The sequence below is a fragment of the Clostridium zhoujianii genome, assembly GCF_051590805.1.
Taxonomy (GTDB): Bacteria; Bacillota; Clostridia; order Clostridiales; family Clostridiaceae; genus Clostridium.
On sequence record NZ_JBPUTF010000001.1, the window covers coordinates 2,183,315 to 2,205,627 of the forward strand.

Here is a 22,313-nt window from a genome sequence, read left to right on the forward strand (position 1 = left end):
ATTATTAATCCAACTTTTACATAAAACCATTACCGTATATTTAATATAACTCATATCTCCTAATTTTACGTAAGTGTCAAAATTTTAGTATCTTTAATTTTCATATTTTCAGGTATCTTATTCAATCAAGGCATAAGATTATCTAAGCTTTCGCTATCGGCTACATCTATCTTTGATACATTATCAAACAAATAAACCAAATATCTTTCTATAACTAACTTATTAGCCTTGGCAGTTTCAACAACACTATAAATATTAGCACTATAAGTTGCACCTTTAGCCGTATTAGCAAAAAGGAAGTTCTTTCTACCTATCACAAATAGCTTGATTACTAGTTCTGCACTTTGTAGTGGACGGAGAGGTTGGCTATTGCAGATACTCCTAAAGGAGCAGAATCTAGTGTCATGCCTATAGCATAGTTGAAAATCAAAAGCTAATAATCTAAATGTATTCCAATATATAAATCATTTGTTTAAATCACTACCAAATATAAACTTTACTGAACACCCACAACTGCTGGAGCAGCATCTTCCTAAGTCAGAAAGTTTACCAGATTGTTGCTATGACAAGAATAATAAACAAAAAAATTAGGAGCCCACTTAATATATAGTGAACTCCTTTAACTATGTAGTAGTTTATTCATTTTTAAATACACTATTTTCTTAAGTGATTACTATAAACAAAGTTATAAGTGCATATTACTTCCATTAGTATAAACTCTATTTTTCATTTTCTTCTTTTAATCTTTTAACAAATTCAACATCAAGTCCTATTTTCTTGCTATAGTTTCTTCATCAGCTATATCCAGAAAGGTTATTGTTTCTTCAATTATAACTTCAAGTTTTTCACTCTTAGTTGTTAAATTTATTAGTCTATATCCATATCTATTTGTTTACTGTCCATTTTTCTTCCATATAACTCTTCATAACCTAATGACCTTAGATTGTAATCTGAATGGAATCTATTTATTATTATCTTCTCATAATGCCTAGATGCTTTCTTACCCATATAATATCTTGTAGGAAATATATTAGCGAGCTGTGTCTTTATTTCAAATCCTGCAGCCCATAGCTGTACATTGTTTTCTTTTAGTAAATTTAATATAGGCAACCATATAATTTCCGATGTAGTACCAGAAAATGGATTGTCTAATATAACTACTTTCTTACTTTCATCTGTAGAATTTGTATAAAGCTTTCTTAAGTAAGTTATTATGCATATAAGCATAGTTATATACATACCATTTGTTTCACCTTTAGAACCATATGCCCTATCTAGGCTTAACCAATCGTTAACTTCCATATTATCTGCATCTTCAAGTTTATATAGCTCCACTGATTTGTTTTTTATTCTATCTATAATTTGCTTAAACAAATTATCAGTAGTTAATCCTTTAGATATTTTGATTTTTCTTACTGCATCATCAGTTTCTTCCGAACAAGAGCCTATAATTCCCTCAATGTAGTTTTTCATTTTTTCTCTCGCTAACTCATCTGGAAGCTTATTTAGATTAATTCTAAGCATTTCTTGCCTTCTACCATTAAGTTCTATAACAGAAAGTTCTGTAAGCTTTTTAATATCTCTAAGAACATTTTCACTCTTTTGAATACATAAAGTTATGAATTTTTCTTCCTGTAATTCTAAAGATTTTATATTTTCAACTATCTTTTCTTGTTCAAATTTCAACATAGAAATCCAACTATTATCGTCTTCTCCTGCTAATTTACTTACCATGTCTTTTAAAGACGATGATATAGTCGGAAGTTCTTCAAGTTCTGATAAAATTTCTGAGTACCCCTGAATGCTAGTGGTCATATTTTTACCAAGAGCTACCTCCCTCTTGAATTCACTAACTTTATACTTCACACTATTTTCAACAATCTTAAGTTCTGTAGATACATCTTGATAATTTCTTATAGATGTAAGCTTTTCTCCATTTAATTCTATGTCAATATCCTTATCTAGCAATATAAACTTGTTTTTAGTATCATTACTATACCTTATTTTATCATCAAGTAGCTTCAATTCTTTCTCAAGTTTAGCCTTGATACTTATAGCCTCCTTTCTTATATTTTTCATATCCTTAAGCTTATTTACATAAGAAAGACCTTGTAGCATTTCATCCATATTCTCTCTTATATCACTATAATTAACAGAGTTTCTCTCTAGTAAAAATTCTATTTTAGAAGTTAATCTACCTTCAAGTCTATCTTTACTTGATTTTATGTTCATAAGTTCTGAATTTAGATCACTTAACTGCTTATCTAATGATTTCACGTAATCACTTAGCTTTTCAAGAAGCTCCTCAGAATTCTTTACGAAATCAATGGTTATATGAGCGAATTCCTCAATAGTGAAGTTTTCACGTAATATTATAGATTTATATCTCCCTATTCTTTCTTCACATCTTAGTATTTCCTCATTTAAATTCTTTAAATCACTGCTTGAACCTTGAAGCTTATCTAACACAGCTGTAAGTCTACTCTTTTTATCTAAAAACTCATCTTCAGTTATCCTGGTACTAGAAGTTATTTCCCCAACAAAAGCTATATCATCTATATACCTCTGTAAGTCATGTACTTGTATCGTAAAGGATTCTTTCAAATCTTCGAATTCGGATTTTCTTGCCTTAAGTTCTTTTATATAATTCAGCTCAGCTTTTAAGGATTTATCTATCTTGGAACATACCTTATTATTTTCGGTAAGCTCCAATTCTAGCTTATCGATTCTACCTTTACAATCTAAATACAATTCTAAGGATCTAAGTTCTTTTTCCTTTTCAGATATATTATCATTTGCAGATTTAATTCTTTCATTTATAGATATTAAATCTGACTTAAGAGATATTTGAAGCTTATTAAACACTTCTATATTATCTTCATTTTCATCTAAAAGTTCTTCTATCTTTCTTACTGTAAGAGCTAAATTTTCAAGAGTAGATTTATTAATATATCTATCGATAAATTCTCTTACAGGCTTTATATCATTATTTAGAGATAATATAATATTTTCAACCTCTTTTACTTTAACTTCCAAGCTTTTTAACTCTTCTTCTTTTTCTAACTTTAATCTAGCTATTTTTACCTCATTTGTATAGAAGTCTATATCCTTTGATGTAAATGTAACTCCTTTTGGATATATAATAACTTCTTGTAAGGTCTTTTTACTTATAACAGGAACTGCACTTCCGTAATAGTTATCTAATAAGTCTTTATCTTCAATAAACTTCTTATAATCATTATCCTCCAATAGAACTGCATAAGGAATCAAGCTATTCATTTTTATAAAATATTCTTTTTCTTTTATATCTAATGATGATATAAAATCTAATCCTAATAATACATTTGAGAATCTCCCCTTTAAAATGCTATATATATTCATTGTATCTTTGCTTAAGGTTATCTTATGATTTTTCAAAGTACTAATAATACTTTTACATTTTGATATATCATCAGTTAAGGTAATTCTACTTTCCTCACTCTTTGCAAGCTTATCAGATAAATTAGAATTAAGGTCTTCTACAGAACTACAATCATATATTTCAAATAGAAATTCACATTTTCCATATAAATTTGCTGCCGCCTCTAGCTTTTCGCTCTCTATACTGCACTCCATATCAAGCTTAACTTTTTCTAAATTTAATGAATTTATATTTGTTTCAGTTTCTTTTATCTGCTTCTCTAGTGATAACAGATCTTTTCTAAATTCATCAACTATAACTATATTCTCCTCTATTTCATCCTCTAATCTTCTCTTAGTAAAAATATCTTTATCTAGATTTTGGATTATCTTAAACTCTTTTGAAGTGATTTTATCAGCAAGTTTATCTTTCTCCTTGGATATTCTTTCGTTATCGCTAATTAAACTAATCATTTTACTTTTCTTATCTATTGCCGAATCAGAATACTTATCTATTTCATTATTGCAATCAACTATATTAGCTAAATTTTCATTCATTTCAACTTCAACTAACTCTTTCTTAGCTAATAAATAAGACTTAACTTCAACACCTAAAGAATTTCTTTCTGAAACAAGTTCATTATTATTAAGTTCTAAAATTTCAATACTAGATTTACATCTACTAATATTAGATTCTTCCTGCAATATAGAGTGATATGTATTTTCATGGGATTTAAAAACATAGTTATGCTCTTCCTTCCCTAAGGTATTCTCAAGAGAGGCCATTCCTTCTTTTTTTTCATCTTCTTCTATTAACTTTTCTTCATAATCCTTTTCTATTTTTCTAATTTCTAAGGCTTGAATATTTATATCTAAAGTTTCTATATCTTTATTAACATTATTAAAATCCATTTCAGCAGTACTCTTTTTATCTGTAATATTTATCATCTCTTCTTCTAAATAGATTATACTCTTCTTAATCTCTGTATATATTTTTTCTCTTTCAGTATATTTATTTGATAAATCCTGCAACTTAATAGCTAACTTTTGTATTAACTCTATAATCTTTTCATATTCTTGTGACTTTGACTTACTTTTCATAAGTTCATCCATCTTCTCTCTTATATTTAAAAGGGAAGATGCTAGTTTTTCACTATCTTGATATTCGTATCCTAGCCTTGTAGAGTAGCATTCTTCAATTTTAGGAATAAGAAAATCCAATATGAATTTTTCAGCATTAGGATATTGTCTTAAATAAGTTGCAACATATTTTTCATCAGCATTCACACCTTTTATAAGCTCCCATTCAGCTTCAGTAATATTGTATTGAGATAATCTTTTTCTATAAGATTTAGATACTGTAAATACCTCTGTATAATAGTCTGCGGACTTAATGATATTAAGATATTTTTTTAATTCAGACAATGACATAAATTTACTACTTCCATCGTCATTAACCTCTTTCAAAGGCAAATTAAAGATATCATTTTCATTACGATTATTATATAAGCATATATACGAAAATCTTTCAAAGTCAGCATAAGTCTTCTCATCATCATCATTATTGTTTTTTGTAGGTTTTGATGCACAGAATCCTGCTAGTAAATATTTGTATTCCATACCATCGTCTAATTCCCATTCAGTAACACAGTGAATTACTGTATTCTTATTTTTAGGCTCAAAAACGGCTTTAAAATCCCAGTCATTTTGCCATCTGCTGTTTGGTATTATGGTCTGCCCTATACATTGAATTAAAAAAGACTTACCGCCTCCATTAACCATATCTATAACCAAAGCATCTCCATGAGAGTTTAATTGTAAATCTTCATAATACTTCTTTCCACTACTAAATCTTGCATTACAAACCCTTGTACTTAATAAACCTGGCATTAGCGTAACCCCTCCCTCTCAATTTCTTTATCCAATAAGTCCATAAGAACTGTATTAGTATTTGAATCATCAAAAAATCTCTCTATCATATATTCAAATCTTCCAGTTATATAATATCTTCCTGTTGGAGAATCTCTTAATACTAAATCCTGTTTTATTAGAAAGCTCATAGTTCTATTAATAAGACCTATTTGTGTTCTTCCTCTATTATCATCATAATTAACATTTTCATTGTCTTTTCTTAAAGATTCTGGTAGACTCTCCCATGTAGCATATAATTTCTTAAATGAAGACTCATACTCTCCACTTCCAATACAACTATCCGATAATGGTTTAAGTTTCTCGTTAACTTTATCCAACAAGCTTTTAGTGGTTACGTATTCAACTTGTGTTTTGTAATTACTTTGAATGTAGAAAGTAGATATTAGAGTGAAAATTATAAAATAAGTTAAATATAGCTCACTATTGTTTTTAAGAAGCAGCTCACCTCTTAGTTCTTCATTCTTATATCCAAATATATCATTATTCGGCTTTGGTGCAATAAACACTCCATTCTTTTCATTTACATATAGGTCTAATCCCATTTCCTCTAACATTTCCTCTAGATATACTCTTACAAAAGAATTCGTTACTACAGCTCTATATAATTCATGATTTGTATTATCGTCTATCTTAATCTTTCTTATAACTTTTGAAAAAATCTCAAGTGCAGTTTTGTTATTTGAATCCATATACATCCCCCCTAATCATATTTTCTCTTTACCGTAACGTTTGTCATATTGAATCCGGGCGCTATTTCTATATAAGAGTTTTCTATATCCGTAATTTCTATGCCATAATCTTTGTGATATCTTTTCTTTGACTCTAGTATGACTCTTTTTAATAAATTTGCATTACTTTCCTCATCATCTTCGTTCTTAATTTTTGATTTAGCTTTATCATTTTTTATATAGCTTGTTTCGTTAGCTCGTATCATATCAATAATAAAGCCGATAAAATCGGGATTCTTAAAGATATCTTCTATATCCTTGTCAGATGCATTCTCTATAATTTCCTTCATATCAGCTTCTTCATTTTTTTCAAGTATCATGTATAGATATTCTATTACATACTTATAATTAAAAGAAACTCTTTCTCTAATTTCTCTATTAAATCTGTCAGTATCAATATTAATAGTATCATCTTCTTCCCTATCCACAGTGTCTTCTCTTTCACCCTTGTTTATGTCACACAATAACATGTCATTTATTTTTCCAAGAGAAAATATCTTATCTATATTTAAAGGCATAAATGGTGCTACGAAGTGACCTAGATTTTCAGCACTTCCAACTTTATTTAATTTATCAATATAAGTAGAAAAATCGAAAGATGGTCTAAATAGTTTTATTCGTTTCTGTTTTAATATTTCGTCTGCTTTTCTAGTTAAGATTACAACTTTACCTAAAAGCTGCTGATGAAGTTCAACCGTCTTATTAAGTTCTTTATCCATTTCATCTAAGCACTTAAAAGCATTTTTCTCTTTATCACCTATCTCAGATTTCTTTACCTTAGTAGCAAATTCTTCCCTAAGAAGTCTTACTTGCTCCATTGTTTCAGAAAATAATTCTTCTTCTTCCTTCTGTCTTTTATCAGCTAGATTTCTATATGCTAGAAAACCATCATAACCCCTATTTCCACCATATATAAGATTCATTTCGATTTCATATACTTTAGATATCTGTTTTATAACTTCTGCATTTACTTGAGTTAAAGATAAAAGAGCACTATCATATTCACTATCAGTTATAAGCTTCTTTAATAAAAGTAAACTGATAGTTATCTTACTTTCTTCTGTAAACTCTTTAGTTGCAAGTATTAAGTCTATTGCTAGTGGCGTTATTTCATAATTCTGCTTTCCACTTTCCTCTTCTCCACTTCTAGTTATATACTTTACATTTTTAATTCCAGTCTTATCTTTGTTTTTATCATACATTGGGAAAGATAACTCATATCCTGCTCCATTCTCCCCTTGTATCTTATCTAGTACATTGTTTGTGAATGTATTTAACTCTTCCGCTGTAGGAGTAATTTCATAAAGGTTTACTAAGAGCATTTCTAAAAAATCTTTAATGTTCACGAATTGAATTTTCTGGTTTTTCAATTTATTTTCATAGAACATAAAAGATAAAAGACTTAAGCAAACTTCACCCATATTAATATCTTCATACCCTTTTAACATGGTATATCTATAACTAAATAGATGAAAAAATGGATAGTACTTACGTAATGATTCTACTCTATCTGGACACTCTGCTAGTGTATTATTAAGCGTCTTTAAATAATTATTATTCAACCTTGTCCCCCCTTAATCTTTTGTAATTCAAACTTTCCTGTGGAATATATAGTCTGTTCTTTAATATATCTTCAAGTTCTATTTTTTCTTCTTTACCAAAATAGCTTAAGAAGTCTGCCATATCATCTTTAGCTGGAATAGTCTGATTAGGCGAAATAGATTCTTTAACCCCTTTATCCTTACCAGATTTCAAAAGACCTCTATATAATTTTACATTAGGCTTTATTGTAAATTTATCAAATTTATTTTTTAAAAGTGAGTATATACATATACCTTCTAAATCTATATCTCCATAATAAAGAATATTATCTTTTGTAGTTACACCGTATTGAATAATACCAGCAAAGTTCTTAACTATGCTATAACCTTCTCCAAAAACTAGCATATCAATAGATGTATCATTCTCTCTCAAAAATCTATTTAAAGTCCAGTACGTTTCCAAATTTTCTATAACAATAATATTTCTTATTTCCTTTTGATAAAACCCCTTAAAGATAGTATTTAAAAGAGGATTGTACTTTGTTCTGCATCCAAGACTTTCTTCATTTAAGCCTATCTTACCCATTACTTCTGAAGCTCTTCCCTGTTCCCCAGTAGTCATAGCCTTTTCATAACCAAATAGCTCATAACTTATTTCATTCATACTTAAATCTTTATATTCAGTCTTATTTCTCATATAGTTATTAAGGACAACCAGAATACCATAGTCTTCCCTAAACTCCGATGCTCTTTTTTTATAGTATGTAATATTCAGTTTATTAAGAGCTATTAATTTTATTTTTTCCTCATCAGTTAAATTATCAGTTTCTTTTACTAGCCTATACTTCTTATAAAGACGTGGCTGCATAGAATTTTGTTCATTACCAACCTTTTTTAAAACATTGGTTCGTTCCATATCGGTTATAAGCATATAAAATTCTTCATAATATTTGTTTTTAATATCGTTTATTTCTATATCTAAAATTTCAGATGATAAACTAAATAATTCATCTAATTTCCATATAGACTTTCTTTTAAAACTCATCATTTTAGACCGAATTTCACCATTTTCTATTTTCATCACAATTCTCTCACTCCTCTGTGCTCACTATATCACAAGCTCTACATAAAATCACAAACAATAATTGCTTTAAAATATAACGATAATTAATTCAGATATATTCCTTGGAATACCAGTAAGATATCCTCTATTAATCACTCTCTTTGTTAATAATTGCAAACATCTTTTATATTCATCTAGTTTCTTATCATGCTCTTGTTCAAGAATAGCCCTTGATACTGAATATGTTAATACTAAATTCTCAGTCTCATCTCATAATCTTCATTAATATTGTATATAAATTACCCTATAATCCAAAATAAGTCTGGTAGTTTTTTTCACCAGACTTTTTTACTTCCATATAGATTCATCAATATTCAAATCTACTTCTTTGTATCTTTTACTAATATCATCTAATTCTGTTATAACTTTTTCTCTTAATAATTTAGGCCCAATAACCTTTGCACTATTTCCAAGACCAAGTATCCATCTTACTAAACCTTTACTGTAAAAAACATTAAACTCTGCAATGTGCTTGCCTAATTCTAACTTTAAAATCTTAACTCTATCACCAAGCTCATCAATCAAAAAGTTAATCATCCACTTTTCAATCAATAAACGCACCTTAATTTCTTTATCTCCTGTATACATTTTAAAACACTTAGAACAATACTCTATAGGATTAAAATTATCATACTCTTCAATGTAGTCTTTATAATTAATTTCCTCTTCTAAGACCTCAATACTAACCATTCTATCAACTCTATAATAAGCAATTGTATTCTTGCCTTCTATAATAAGCATCAAATAGTAATTCTCATTTTTAATATGTAGATGTAGCGGTATTGCCTTATATAATCTTTTGTATCCATCTTTCATCTTAGCTATTAATTCTCTCTTCTCATTTAACTCTACATAGTTAAACTGAATCTTACTGTTCGTATTAATAGCTTTCGTAATCTTATCTATATTATAAAAAATCTCTTCATTTCTTGTTTTACTTCTATTCTCCACCAAGGCAGATTTATAAATATTCTCCCTAGTTTTCCTATCTATAAAATTACAAAGTTTTTTTTCTAATTCCATAGTTTTTTTATGAGTAATGCACTTATTTGCAGATAAACAATCAACTATAAACTTAAGTTCATACTCCTCAAGAATAGGTGTATTTATATAGTATTTATTCTTATGACCTGGAATTTTTATAATATCGTGATCTGCCTCCATAGCTTTATTAATATAAGATGTAATTGTGTGTCTATCTTTTGTTACTCCTAGCCTTTCTTTTAAAAAAATATTAATTTCTGCTATAGTTAATACATTATCTTCATTTGTATGCTCTCTTAATATATCAATCACAGCATTGCAAACTGCATTATTTGAAACATTATTCTTCATAACTTCCTCTCACATACTCCTCATTTTCCTAAGATATTCTTTCACTATATTAGTAATTTTGTAACAATAATTCTATGAGCAACTTTATTCACTAACAAACCCTTATCAATAATATAGTAACTTAATTATCTTGCTAACTCTTTTATTACTCCCTTCCATTGATAAATATATGAATTAAATGATACCATCCTATAAAATTATTGATAACCACCTAATTTCATATCCAGTATGTCTATATCACTTTCTTTCCTATATTTATATTGATTATAGACATATGAGACATAATCCCTCTAAACCATTGGTTTTAGGCATCTACACTGATGTCTATATGATGTCCATACACTTTATTGAGACATACTAGATATAATTTAAAAATATTATTGAAATTATTTATATTCTATAGAGACATACTTTTTATCTGTCAAGACATCACTTCAGCATAGTCCGGACATACAAATTGTTCTACTAAAATCATCTACCATCCATAATATTTTAAAGGCCCTTACTTTACCCCTTTTAAAACAATCCCTTCCTTAAATCCCCCACGTTCCTCCATCTTCTCATGCCTCTTCCTAAGAAGCTCCTCCTCACTAAACCCAAGCTCAGCAGCCAATCCAAACAATACCTCCATAACATCAGCCAGCTCCTCCAGATTCTTATCTTCTAAAAACTCATCCACTTCTTCCATAAGCTTCTTCTCCAAAAGCTCATACTTACCCTTTCCATTAACTACTTCAATCTCACATTCCTTACCATCAGCCATAATGATTTCAGGTATTCTATCTCTAACTAATTTACTATATAACTTCAAAATAATTAATCTCCCTTTTAATTCCTATAAGATTACCGCACTTGATATTTTTGATTTCATCAAAATATCATTAATTCTTGTAATGATTCTAATTAATTCAAACCCATTTTCTATTCTTTCTTTAGGATAGCTTAATATTGTTTTCTCTAAATATAACTCAAGGTCTCCAAGATCAATATCTTCGCTATTTCTTATACAATATTTATATATAAATATTATGTCTCTACTTATAAATCCTATATCTACCTTACTTAAATTATTTTCATAAATATCTTGTTTAAGCTTATTTATTGAATTATAAGATGATTTTAATTTCTTTTTTAGTTTTCTATTCTTATTTTGAACAAAATACTCATTAATAGTGTCAATAATAATTAATGTTAAACATGCTTCTTTTATTGCTGGTATAATTAAATTTATTAATGTATTATATTCTTCAAAACTTAAGCTAGTATTAAGGTTAAATATTATTTCCCTCACTATTCCCCCTGAAAATAAATCTATATTAGTAAAAAAGTATACAATAAACGCTATCGAATATATTAATTTCCTATAACCGAATATGCATAAATATATTCCTAAAACTAATGTTATCGTTAAATAGAACGAAGCTGTAGATATATCATCATCAATCTTAGCCATTTTACTACAATATTTAATCAAATCTTCAACTGTTAAATTATAATCATTCAAATAATCTATATACTCACTATTATCATTAATTAATTTAATACTTACATTCCCATTTTCAGCAACTGCTTTATAAATATCTTGCTTCCTAGATATCTCCGAATTAGTTATATCTATTATTTGATTTAGTGTATCAGTAACAATGCCACTTCTATCATCAGCCTCCTTCGAAAAATAGACTTCCCTATCATATTGACGTTCTGATGCAACCTTATAGTAAATAGTATCATCTATCTTATTTATTAATTTATAACTATACATATATAGTATAAATGATAATATAAACGCTAATATCATTAATAAAAATGCACAAGCAACTTTACTTTCTTTTACTATATTTTTTCTCTTCCACTTAAGATACTTTATTTCAATCTTATCACGACCATAATCTCTCTCATCGAAAATATTGACCTTCTCTTTTTTTCTATACATTTTTTCTAAACCTATCCTTATAATACTTCTCTGTCCTATACTCAACAGCATCCCTCATATGCTCCACAAAACTCTCATCCCTAATAACATCCTTCATATCCTCATAAATCCCAATCAAATACCCATCACCACTCCTAAAGAAATCCCCATGAGTCTTAATCAAAAACTTAATAGGATTATCCTTAGCAAGCTTCACATACTTACTCTTACCCCAACTCTCAAAATCACTAGTTCCCTTATGCCTCAACATATCCACCTTATTAGACCCCTTATGATAAAACTTATAAAAACTTTGATAAACATCCTCTTCATCAATCTTCATCTTTACATTTCCATCATTATAGAAAGCTAATAAAATAGGCATCTTATAAGTCTTACTCATACTAGTTGTCTCAATCATATTAATAAATTCCCTGCCCCTAGAGTTATAAACCTTCTCTTCATTATCAAATAACTCTCCATTCTCATAAAGAAACTCCAAGTAATTATTAAGTGGATTAAACTTAGCATTCTTCCTAAGCTCTATATAAATCTCATCATCCATATAAGTAAAGAACTCCACCCTACTAGGTCTATGTCCCAACCTATCCTTAACATCAAAATACTCAGCCTTAACCCTATCCTTAATCTTCATCTCAGCCTGAGCTAACTTCTTAAATATATCAACAATTCTAAAGTCAAAGTCCACTATACAATCATCAGGATACTCATAATCCCCAGGCTTTTTCCTCTTTGAATCTACTGTAGAATAATTCCTTCCACTAAGTAAAAATGGTAAAAGATCAGCCTTCTTATAATTACCTATAAAGTCTAATACATTCAAGTAACTCTTACCCACATGCTTTCTAAGTCCTCTACCTAACTGTTGTAAAAAAACTGTAGGGGATTGGGTCGGTCTTAAGAACATTACCATATCAATAGCAGGTACATCTAAACCTTCATTAAACATATCCACTGAGAATATTACCCTTATGTCACCCTTAGTTAATTTCTTTAAAGCTTCATTTCTCTCCTCAGAGTACTCACCCATTTCTCCACTATAAACAGCTACAGCCTCCACACCATTCTCTGTGAAATACTTAGCCATATATTCAGCATGTCCCCTTGAAGAACAGAAGCCCATTGCTCTCTTAGAATTATACTTTTCATAATGTCTTAAGATTAATTCCCCTCTTCTATTAAGCTTTAAAGCTTCCTCAAGCTTCTTATCATCATACTTACCATTCTTAATATCAATATTAGAATAATCCACCGTATCATCATAAATACCATAATATCTAAATGGTACTAACCAACCCTTATTAATAGCATCCTTTAGCCTTACTTCATAAACCATATTGTAATCACAAATAGCAAATACATCCTTAGAATCTAATCTCTCTGGTGTTGCTGTAAGTCCTAGTAAAAACTTAGGCTCAAAGTAATCTATAATCTTCCTATAATTATTAGAAACTGCATGATGGAATTCATCCACAACTATATAATCAAAATAATCCTTTGGAAAATACTCATCCTTCAAGTAATCAGACTTTCCTAAAGTTTGTACCAATGCAAAGATTAAATCCTTATCTGTATCCTTAGTGTTGCCATAAAAGAATCCTACTTCTTCATTCTTTCTAACATTCTTAAAGCTCTGTGCAGCCTGTTTAATTATCTCTTCCCTATGAGCCACAAATAAAACTCTCTTATACTTTAAAGAATCAAAAGCTGCTAAATAAGTTTTACCTATACCAGTTGCAGCTACCACAAGTGCTTTATCTAACCCTTCTTCTCTAGCTTGTTCTAAGTTATAAAGAGCTTCAATCTGTGCTCCTCTTGGTTCAAATATATCCTTAAACTTATTCTCTTCCTCTTTTTCTTCTATATCCTTATAAGCATTAGGTCTAGTCCAATTCCTAGAATAATCTTTTAAAACTTCATCAGTAATCTCGAGAGAATGATTATAAAATAAATCTTCAAAGGTATTATAAAAAGTATGATAGTCCTCTTTGTTTTGAGATTCTAAAAACCTATAATTCCATTCAATTGAATTGGTTAATGCTCCATAGGAAATATTAGATGATCCAATATATATCTCACTATCAACTAATCCATGAAAAATATAAGCCTTTGGATGAAAGGATTTCTTAGGCACATTATAAAATCTCAAATCAATCTTATTTTTAAGCTCCCTCTTTAATAAATAAAGAGCCTGTGGTTGAGTGATCTTTAAATAGTTCCCTGTAAGAATTCTAATTTCTACACCTCTATCAAGAGCTGCCTTTAAATCTTTTAAGATAAGCTTTACACCTGACTCCATTAAAAATGAAACTATTATGTCAATCTTCTGAGCATTTTTAAAGCTTTCTTTTAATCTATAATATAAATAATTTTTATCTCCACCAGTAATCGCATTTGATAAACTATTTCCTTCAAGCGCAATTTCTTTCTCAACAATATTATTTTTCATTTCAATTTCCTTAACTACTTCATCCAACCCTATTCCCCCTTAAAACTTCTACTAACTTATAATAAAAGTTCTCTAACCCGCATTATTCAAGGATATTCTTATATTCTTAAGAATATATATTAAAAAATTATAAGACTCTAATAAACCTTAGAATTTTAAAGACATTCTCTCTTATATTTTACCACAATTATCTAAAATTCTTTTTTATCATTCCCTCTATTTTCTAAATCTCTCCCTACTTCATTCCCCTAACATACCTTATATGTTCCTTACGTCTATCTTTATCCACAATATTTTCTCTATTTAATATACTAATTACCTGTGATATCTCACTTTCACTTAGTATCCTATCCCCCTGAAAATCTCTAATATACTTCTTAAGACTATTCATATAAATTACAGGACTATCACAATTAATCTTCTTTAAAGTACATCCCCCACCAAATGCAACTATTGAATATATAGGTAAGTTTCCTATTCCTATAATCTTTTGTCTTATTGCACTTATATGCCCCTTATTTTGCCAAACAGGATTATAAAACTTATTTTTATTCTTATAAATTACTTGTGTCCAATACTTCTGATTATCACTTCCATATATCCACCCATCATAATTCTTAGTTTCTATAACAAAAATCCCCTTTGGACATACCACTACATGATCTACTTGAGTGGTTCCTTTCTCTGTTTCTAAAAGTAAATCTTTAAGTGTTATGTACTCATTAGATAACTTATCTAATGTACTGTTCACTCTACTTTCACCAATATATCCTTTAATTTTAGGCTCATATATTCTGATAATAATAACAAATGCCAACAATACTCCCATCCAGAAATAGTATTTATCCATTTTTCTCCGCCTCTCCCTTAATATATAAAGCTCTTAAATCTCCTATAAATGCCCCCATTGCAGGTGTAACCCATTTGTTTTTATGATATAAAATTTGTGTCATCATATTAATTTCTAAATCAACTAAATCCAATTCAACTAAGTTACCTTTAGATAATTCCTCTTCTGCAGTCATAACAGGTAATAAAGTAATACCCAAATTATTCATAACAAAACTCTTAATAGTTTCTATACTTCCTATCTCTAAAGCTAAATGTGGCTTCAAACCTTCTTTATGAAAGATTGATTCAAGAACTCCTCTATAGCTACAGCCTTTTTCAGTAAGAATAAATGATTCACCTGAAAGATCTCTCAGTTTAATTTTAGATTTATTTCTTAGTTTATTTAATGGAGATGCTAAAATCCCCATACTTTCTTTAGTGCACATAGATGAAATTAAGTCTGAATCCTCTATCAATTCCCCTAAGGTAAAAATCAAATCAACTTCATTACTCTTTAACATATTATGTAGATCCCTACAAGTTCCTATTTTTATTATTACTTCTACCTCCGGATACTTAATATGAAAATTTTTAAGTAGTTCTGGAAGCTTAATAGTACAAAGGGATTCAACAACACCAATTTTCAATATTCCCTTTGGAGTATCATTATCTGCTACTGCTTCCTTTCCTTCATTTGCAAGGCTTATTATCTTTTCCGCATATTCAAGAAAAATCCTGCCTTTTGAAGTTAACTCCATCTTACGTCCAATCTTTTCAAATAACTTTATTCCAAGTTCTTTTTCTAAAAGTTGAATTTGTGTTGTAATTGTTGATTGAGCATATCCTAGTTCCTCTGCTGCCCTTATGAAACTTTTCATTTGTGTGATTTTAGAGAATGTTATTAGCTGTCTTAGCTCCATTTTATTACTCCTTATCTTCACTTCAATATTATTGAATTAATAGTACAAATAATTCAATTTCACTAATGTATAATGTTATGCTATTATAAAACCATCAAAATTTCAAGTTATTACCAACAGATTAACTAATATTAAGGTAGGGGGAATGAAAATGTCTTATGATGCAACTTGGGCTAAGGATCAAAAACTAAATGAAGTAGAAATCATAAAGCTTGAAAAAGATGGCTTAGATGTGATTAAAACTATAATTGAAAAATACTCAAAGGAAGGTTATGCTTCTATAACTCCTGAGGATATGAATAGATTTAAATGGGCTGGAGTTTATGAACAAAGGCCAAGAAATGGGTACTTTATGATGAGGGTACGTATAAACTCTGGAATAATGACTTTAGAGCAAGGAAAGGTTTTAGCAGGTATTGCTAAGGATTATGGTCATGGAATTGCAAATGTTTCTACAAGGGGAGCTATACAATTCCATTGGATTCAAATAGAAGACTTAGCAAATATTTTTGAAAGACTAGAATCCTGTGGCTTAAGTTCCTTTGAAGCTTGTGGAGACTGTCCTAGAACAATAGTTGGAAATCCACTTGCTGGTATTGATAGAGATGAGCTTATGGATACAACTGAACTTGTAGAGCAGGTTAACAATTTCTTTTTATTGAACAAAGATTTTTCTAATTTGCCAAGGAAGTTTAAAATATCAATATCCTCTAGCATAAATAATGTAGCTCATGCCCAGATTAATGACCTTGCCTTCACTCCAGCTATAAAAGAAATTGATGGAAAAGAGGTCATTGGCTTTCATGTGTGGGTTGGCGGTGGTCTTTCAGCTATTCCTTATTTAGCACAAAAACTTGATATCTTTGTAAAACCAGAAGATGTCCTTAAAGTTGCTAAAGGCGTATGTACTATATTTAGAGATTATGGTTATAGGGAAAAGCGCTCTCATGCCCGTTTAAAATTCTTAGTAGCAGATTGGGGTGTAGACAAATTTAAATCTAAATTATTAGAATTCACTGGAGATATACCAAGTTCTGGTGAAGATAAATTGTCTACCTGGAATCCTTCTTACTACTTTGGAGTACATTCTCAAAAGGAAGATGATAAAAGTTATATTGGAATTAGTCTCCCTCTAGGGGAAATCACTTGGGAGCAGCTACAAGAACTTGCATATATTTCAGAAAAACATGGAGATAGTAAAATTAGAACTACCTTATCACAAAATCTAATTATCACAGGTATAAGTAATGGAGATCTTCCCTCTTTATTGAAAAAAGAGATCTTTAAAGAACTATCTCCAAATCCAAAAAACTTTGCTGGATATACTGTTTCTTGTACTGGTAAAGAATTTTGCAATTTAGCTATTGTTGAAACAAAAGAAACTGCTAGGAAGATTATTGAATATCTTGATTCCAAAATCAATTTAGATAATCCTGTTCGTATCCACTTTACAGGTTGTCCTAACTCTTGTGGACAAAAGCATATAGCTGATATTAGTCTTCAAGGAGCATTAATAAAGACTGATAATGGCTCTGTTGAAGCCTTTACTCTATGGCTTGGAGGTACATTAAATAATAATGGGCATTTTGCTGAGAATTTAAACTTGCGTATAAAATCTACAGAGGCTCACATAGTACTTGAAAATATAATAAATTTCTTTAAAGATAATAAGATAGAAAATGAAACTTTCAATGAATTTAATCGTAGAGTTGGAATTGATAAAATTAAGGAGCATATTATATAATTACTTATTATTAAGTAAAATAACCCACGAAAATACAATTAGATTTTCGTGGGTTTCATTATGTAGTGTTATATATTAACTAAATAATATGCTATCCATACTTGTTTTCCCCTTTATAACCTCAGTGAAAGTTTCTCCTACAAGTTTTGCATCCTCAAATTCTAGCCATCCTGATGAGCTAGTTAATATAGGATATTCACCATCTATTGGTTCTTGCCTCATATCAAAAATATAATGGTTTCCGCAACCATCCATGGCAAATGAAACTCCTCCTGGCATATATTCTGGAAACTCATAACTTATATTCATTTCTCTTAATCCAAACTTCCCATCATCTTGACAAGTAAAAAATTGAAAGTCTCTATCCTCATTACCAAATATAACTCCATTATTATTTTTTAAAAATTCTAAATATGATTTTGGAAATTCTCTTTGTGGAAAGCTCCAAGTTTCTGGATTTATCCACTCATTTAACCCTTCTTTTTCTTCTTGGCTAATATCTCTATTCCAAGTCTTTATAAATATTTCTATCATTTCAGTAGTTGCTACCTCACCCCTATATGAGTAGTCAAAACTTTCATAACTCATTTTATTACATCTCCTTTTAAAACTCCCTCAAGTATTTTGGCTTAAGAAAAATGAAATAATCATTCCCATTTCAGTTTTTATAAGAATCATCTATGCTTAATCTCTCTAACCATATTTTAACATAAAAGAACTCTAAGTAATATTAATTGAAATACCACTTAGAGTTAATTATCTATAACACTTACCAAAGCAAAATATTAACATGCTTAATCTAACTTATTAGAAACCCTTGCTATATCGTAAATATCCACAATTCCGTCACTATTAATATCATAGACTTCATCCCATTCCTTAGAAGCCTTAACTGTATTATATTTTTCTGCTATTAATGACATATCCTTTATTGTTATCCTTCCATCATGATCTACATCTTCTCTTTCATAAATCACATCAATACTAGCACCTTCAACTTCATACTCTTTATACTTTTCATGTATTACAAACTTAAATTCATATTCCCCCTCTTCAGTTGGCACAAAATTCACCACAGAGCTTGTACTCTTCTCTACTATTGGTTTGTATTCTGTTTCTCCGACTTTCCTTACATAAAATGAAAATAATGAATCTTTTTCATTTATTCTATCAAATAAACCTAAAATACCGATTTCTTCATTTACATTACCTACTTTTTTATCAAAGTCTAAATTCATATTCTCCATAGGTCTACACTCTACTTTTATAGGATAACTTTCCTTAAACATATCTGCATTTTCTATTTCCTTGTTCTTTATTTCCACATCAAGTCTATACTCACCAGGTTCTGTTACCCTTAATAAACCTAAATGGAAATTAGAATACTCACTAATAAAGTTCTCTGTACGAATAACTTCACCTTTACTGTTATACAAAATCATTGTACATTCTTTATCGGTTCCTTTACTGTAATCACTTTCTTCAATTACAAAGTCTCCATTAAAAACTTCATTAATAAATATTTTATCACCGCTAAAGTAACTATTAATCTTTCCTGAATACATCTTCATATGATTAGTATAGCTTGGGATATCCTTTGCATAAAAACTATCCTCAATTGTATATATCTTTTCCTTATATACAAACTCAGCTCTTACCTTGTATTCTCCACTATCTTTAGGAATATATTTATCCTTTACTAACCCATAATCCTCCGAATTAGGTCCTTTAATATAAATGTATTGGCTATACTCTTCATTTCCACCTACTAATGTTGCATTTATCTCAAGCTCCTTACCCTTATAAATATAATTCTTACCATTCTTATAACTTACCTCTAAGTCATTGAAGTCAGAATCCTTGTTAACATCAGAAGGATCTTCTTCTTTTTCTTTAACATTAATAGTTCTATATACTGTTCTACTTTGAATATCTTTATTAATCTTTCCACTTACTACATATTTACCAGCCTTATTAGGTATAAAATCAACTGTATTACTATCAATATTTTCTACTATAGGATACTTTACTCCTGTTTCTGCTTCCATATAGTAAAAGGAATATTTAGCATCTTTTATTCCTGAAACTTGAGGAATAAAATTTATATTAATAGCCTTCCCTACAACTCCTTCTTCATTTGCTATAAGCTGATGTCTTACTCCTATATTATCAATTCCAATGTTAACTTCCTTAAGGTCTTCAACTTTATTTTCAGCTTTATTTATAAGTTCAACCTTAAAAGCTCCATAAGAATCTTCAATTTCAAGTATGCCAAGTCCCAGATCAACTAAAAAACTTACTTCACTTCTACTAGTACTCACAGCCTCATATAAAATGGGGATTTCTGTATTATTAAAATAACACTTTATATTATAATTGCTATTATACGTATTTTCATATGTTGTATCACATTCACTTGGAAAATTTAAAGTTATAGGAAACTTATCATTTAGTTTTATCACATCTCCATCCTTAACTCCTATGGACTTAATTTCACCTTTCTTCTCCTCTGTTATTTCAAAGGCTTTTTCTGTTACAAAAGATTCATCACCATATTTTAATACAACCCTTATAACATATTTCCCTTTATCCTTAGGTGACCATACTATTTCATGTTTTCCTGAGTCTTCTAGTAGTGCCTTATAATCTCCCCCTAATTCTTTGACATAATAAGAGTAATAGCCTTCTAAGTATTCTCCATCCTTGCCACAGGTTATTGTGATATTCTCCCCTGGTTCTTGAGGGCTTCTTAGTGAGAAATTTATATATAGCTTATTTTCTTTTACTTCCCTAGCCTCTACCTCACTGGAAATTGAAAATATATTTAATATCATAGCAATTATCATTAGCCAAGAAACTCTAACCACTTTATTATTTCTTATTTTCATTTTTCTTCCACCTCCATAAAAGCCTATGTACTATTTCAGCATTCCACCAAATTCCAATATCTGTATAACCCACTATATCCTCTAATTTTCATTTTGTCAAATAATTCCATAAATATTTTTTTAATTTATTTTTTAAATCGAATAAAACCATGTAGCTATATTTATATATAACTTCATAGTTTTTATTTATCATATTAGTCTCTCTCTCTTTCTATATCTTCTTCTTCTTCTATATCTTCTTCTGTACCATTACATCCCCATTACACGTCCATTACATATGATTACAACAATAATTACACTCTATTACATGCCATTAAATAAAGAATATAGCAGCATTAGATGTTGTTTATAGGAGTATTATTAATATCGCCGTAAGCCTTGTAATTACTACCTTTCTCAACTACATTACATATGCATTACACAATCATTACATGCATTACAACAAAAGTTTTGTAACAAAATTTAAGGAGTGCTTTAAAACAATTGGAAGAACTCCTTATCTATTCTGTAATCCATAATTTCCTACAATAAACTTACAACTATTTTCCCTATAGACAGGCTTAAAACAATACCAACCAACATTAATACTATTCCTATCACTCCAATGAAAATCATCTTTCTCCCATCTATTTTTATTTGTTTTTTTAAATTCATACCCCCTAAAATATATAATATTAATAATACTATCCCTGTGATGGTTCCAGGAGTAATCTCTTTCATTACAATAGAAGATAGGATATGAAAAATACCATTTATACCTATTGCTGTACTAATTAAAATAACTAAATAATTCAGCACTATATTATTTTTTCTGTAATTTAATAAAAATACTACTAATACAATAATGCTTAAAATTATAATAGCTACTAAAAACTGTCTAGGTTCATGAGAAAATTTGTCTGATAGCTCATTATCTACTTTACCTATTCCAATAAACTCTTCTATATTGTGAATAATAAATATTATTGGAATTAACAATAAAAACCTCTTATACCTCTTAGTCATCCCTTCCATAAACTGACCTCCTTATTTTGTTGCCATATATTGTATATTATACTATAAATATATAATATTTACTTCCTTAATTCACTATACTGTATATTTATCCCATTCTCTAGCTTCCTATCCACAGTATATAGACCTAATTTAAAAATCCATTCTAAAGGCTTCATCAGTATATAAACCAAATCTGCTGACCAACTACTAAGTATTAAAAAAAGTTGTATAACTAATCTAACTATAGAGATAATAATTATAAGGATCTCATGTAAGAAATCTATTCCACTAAAACCTTTACTAAATATATCCTTATCATCTATCTTGCTTTTATTTTCTTTAGTAACATTTTTGAAATAAACTATATTATTCATCCTTCCCTCTTTTCTATAGCTTAATCTAAGCTCCATTCCTTACTAATTCTTATACTATTTCTTACTTTTTTTTAAGTTAGTAGATTAATTTATTAAGTAATACTATATATGTAAATTAAA

General features: G+C 29.1%; 16 protein-coding genes. 1 reads left to right on the forward strand and 15 read right to left on the reverse strand.

The features are described 5' to 3' along the window. Positions 1-125: 125 nt before the first annotated feature. The 11 genes from ACSYT2_RS10380 to ACSYT2_RS10430 all read right to left on the reverse strand — a co-directional run bounded on the left by ACSYT2_RS10380 (position 126) and on the right by ACSYT2_RS10430 (position 16,191). The gene (locus ACSYT2_RS10380) at positions 126-317 is read right to left on the reverse strand and encodes a hypothetical protein (RefSeq protein WP_438384721.1); all 192 of its coding nucleotides are present in this window, start codon (positions 315-317) and stop codon (positions 126-128) included. A 550-nt stretch (positions 318-867) separates the two neighbouring features. Continuing rightward, positions 868-5,289 carry a coiled-coil domain-containing protein gene (locus ACSYT2_RS10385; RefSeq protein WP_438384722.1) on the reverse strand — a complete coding sequence of 1,474 codons (4,422 nt, stop codon included), beginning with the start codon at positions 5,287-5,289 and terminating at the stop codon, positions 868-870. Beyond that, positions 5,289-6,020, reverse strand: coding sequence for a DUF6063 family protein (locus tag ACSYT2_RS10390; RefSeq protein ID WP_438384723.1), 732 nt, complete (start codon positions 6,018-6,020; stop codon positions 5,289-5,291). The genes ACSYT2_RS10385 and ACSYT2_RS10390 overlap by 1 nt, the downstream gene beginning before the upstream one ends. A gap of 11 nt (positions 6,021-6,031) precedes the next feature. Beyond that, a complete protein-coding gene (locus ACSYT2_RS10395) occupies positions 6,032-7,621 on the reverse strand; it encodes a hypothetical protein (RefSeq protein WP_438384724.1) in 1,590 nt (529 codons plus the stop codon). Further along, complete coding sequence (locus ACSYT2_RS10400) at positions 7,614-8,681, reverse strand: Wadjet anti-phage system protein JetD domain-containing protein (protein WP_438385014.1); 1,068 nt, start codon at positions 8,679-8,681, stop codon at positions 7,614-7,616. The genes ACSYT2_RS10395 and ACSYT2_RS10400 overlap by 8 nt, the downstream gene beginning before the upstream one ends. Positions 8,682-9,011: 330 nt before the next feature. Continuing rightward, positions 9,012-10,058 (reverse strand): helix-turn-helix transcriptional regulator, encoded by a 1,047-nt coding sequence (locus tag ACSYT2_RS10405; RefSeq protein WP_438384725.1) that lies wholly within the window; start codon positions 10,056-10,058, stop codon positions 9,012-9,014. Between the two features lie 502 nt (positions 10,059-10,560). Then, positions 10,561-10,869, reverse strand: coding sequence for a phosphoribosyl-ATP pyrophosphohydrolase (locus tag ACSYT2_RS10410; protein WP_438384726.1), 309 nt, complete (start codon positions 10,867-10,869; stop codon positions 10,561-10,563). A gap of 24 nt (positions 10,870-10,893) precedes the next feature. Beyond that, on the reverse strand, positions 10,894-11,991 hold the full coding sequence (locus tag ACSYT2_RS10415) for a hypothetical protein (RefSeq protein ID WP_438384727.1): 1,098 nt from the start codon (positions 11,989-11,991) through the stop codon (positions 10,894-10,896). Further along, positions 11,984-14,440 (reverse strand): DEAD/DEAH box helicase family protein, encoded by a 2,457-nt coding sequence (locus tag ACSYT2_RS10420; RefSeq protein ID WP_438385015.1) that lies wholly within the window; start codon positions 14,438-14,440, stop codon positions 11,984-11,986. Before ACSYT2_RS10420 ends, ACSYT2_RS10415 begins: the two co-directional genes overlap by 8 nt. A 235-nt stretch (positions 14,441-14,675) precedes the next feature. After that, entirely contained in the window at positions 14,676-15,290 is a 615-nt protein-coding gene (locus ACSYT2_RS10425) for a nuclease-related domain-containing protein (protein ID WP_438384728.1), read from the reverse strand. Then, positions 15,283-16,191 (reverse strand): LysR family transcriptional regulator, encoded by a 909-nt coding sequence (locus ACSYT2_RS10430; protein WP_438384729.1) that lies wholly within the window; start codon positions 16,189-16,191, stop codon positions 15,283-15,285. Before ACSYT2_RS10430 ends, ACSYT2_RS10425 begins: the two co-directional genes overlap by 8 nt. A gap of 151 nt (positions 16,192-16,342) precedes the next feature. On the opposite strand from ACSYT2_RS10430, the gene ACSYT2_RS10435 reads away from it, so the two are divergent. After that, positions 16,343-17,935 (forward strand): nitrite/sulfite reductase, encoded by a 1,593-nt coding sequence (locus tag ACSYT2_RS10435; RefSeq protein ID WP_438384730.1) that lies wholly within the window; start codon positions 16,343-16,345, stop codon positions 17,933-17,935. Positions 17,936-18,010: 75 nt separating this feature from the next. Here the strand turns inward: ACSYT2_RS10435 and ACSYT2_RS10440 are convergent, their stop codons facing one another. From ACSYT2_RS10440 to ACSYT2_RS10455, 4 genes are all read right to left on the reverse strand, one after another. Continuing rightward, positions 18,011-18,523 (reverse strand): SMI1/KNR4 family protein, encoded by a 513-nt coding sequence (locus ACSYT2_RS10440; protein WP_438384731.1) that lies wholly within the window; start codon positions 18,521-18,523, stop codon positions 18,011-18,013. A gap of 206 nt (positions 18,524-18,729) precedes the next feature. Continuing rightward, the gene (locus ACSYT2_RS10445; protein ID WP_438384732.1) at positions 18,730-20,823 is read right to left on the reverse strand and encodes a dockerin type I domain-containing protein; all 2,094 of its coding nucleotides are present in this window, start codon (positions 20,821-20,823) and stop codon (positions 18,730-18,732) included. A 522-nt stretch (positions 20,824-21,345) separates the two neighbouring features. Beyond that, positions 21,346-21,837, reverse strand: a complete 492-nt coding sequence (locus tag ACSYT2_RS10450) for an HXXEE domain-containing protein (RefSeq protein ID WP_430855159.1) — start codon at positions 21,835-21,837, stop codon at positions 21,346-21,348. 59 nt (positions 21,838-21,896) lie between these two features. Beyond that, complete coding sequence (locus ACSYT2_RS10455; RefSeq protein ID WP_438384733.1) at positions 21,897-22,193, reverse strand: DUF6688 family protein; 297 nt, start codon at positions 22,191-22,193, stop codon at positions 21,897-21,899. Between the last annotated feature and the right edge of the window lie 120 nt (positions 22,194-22,313).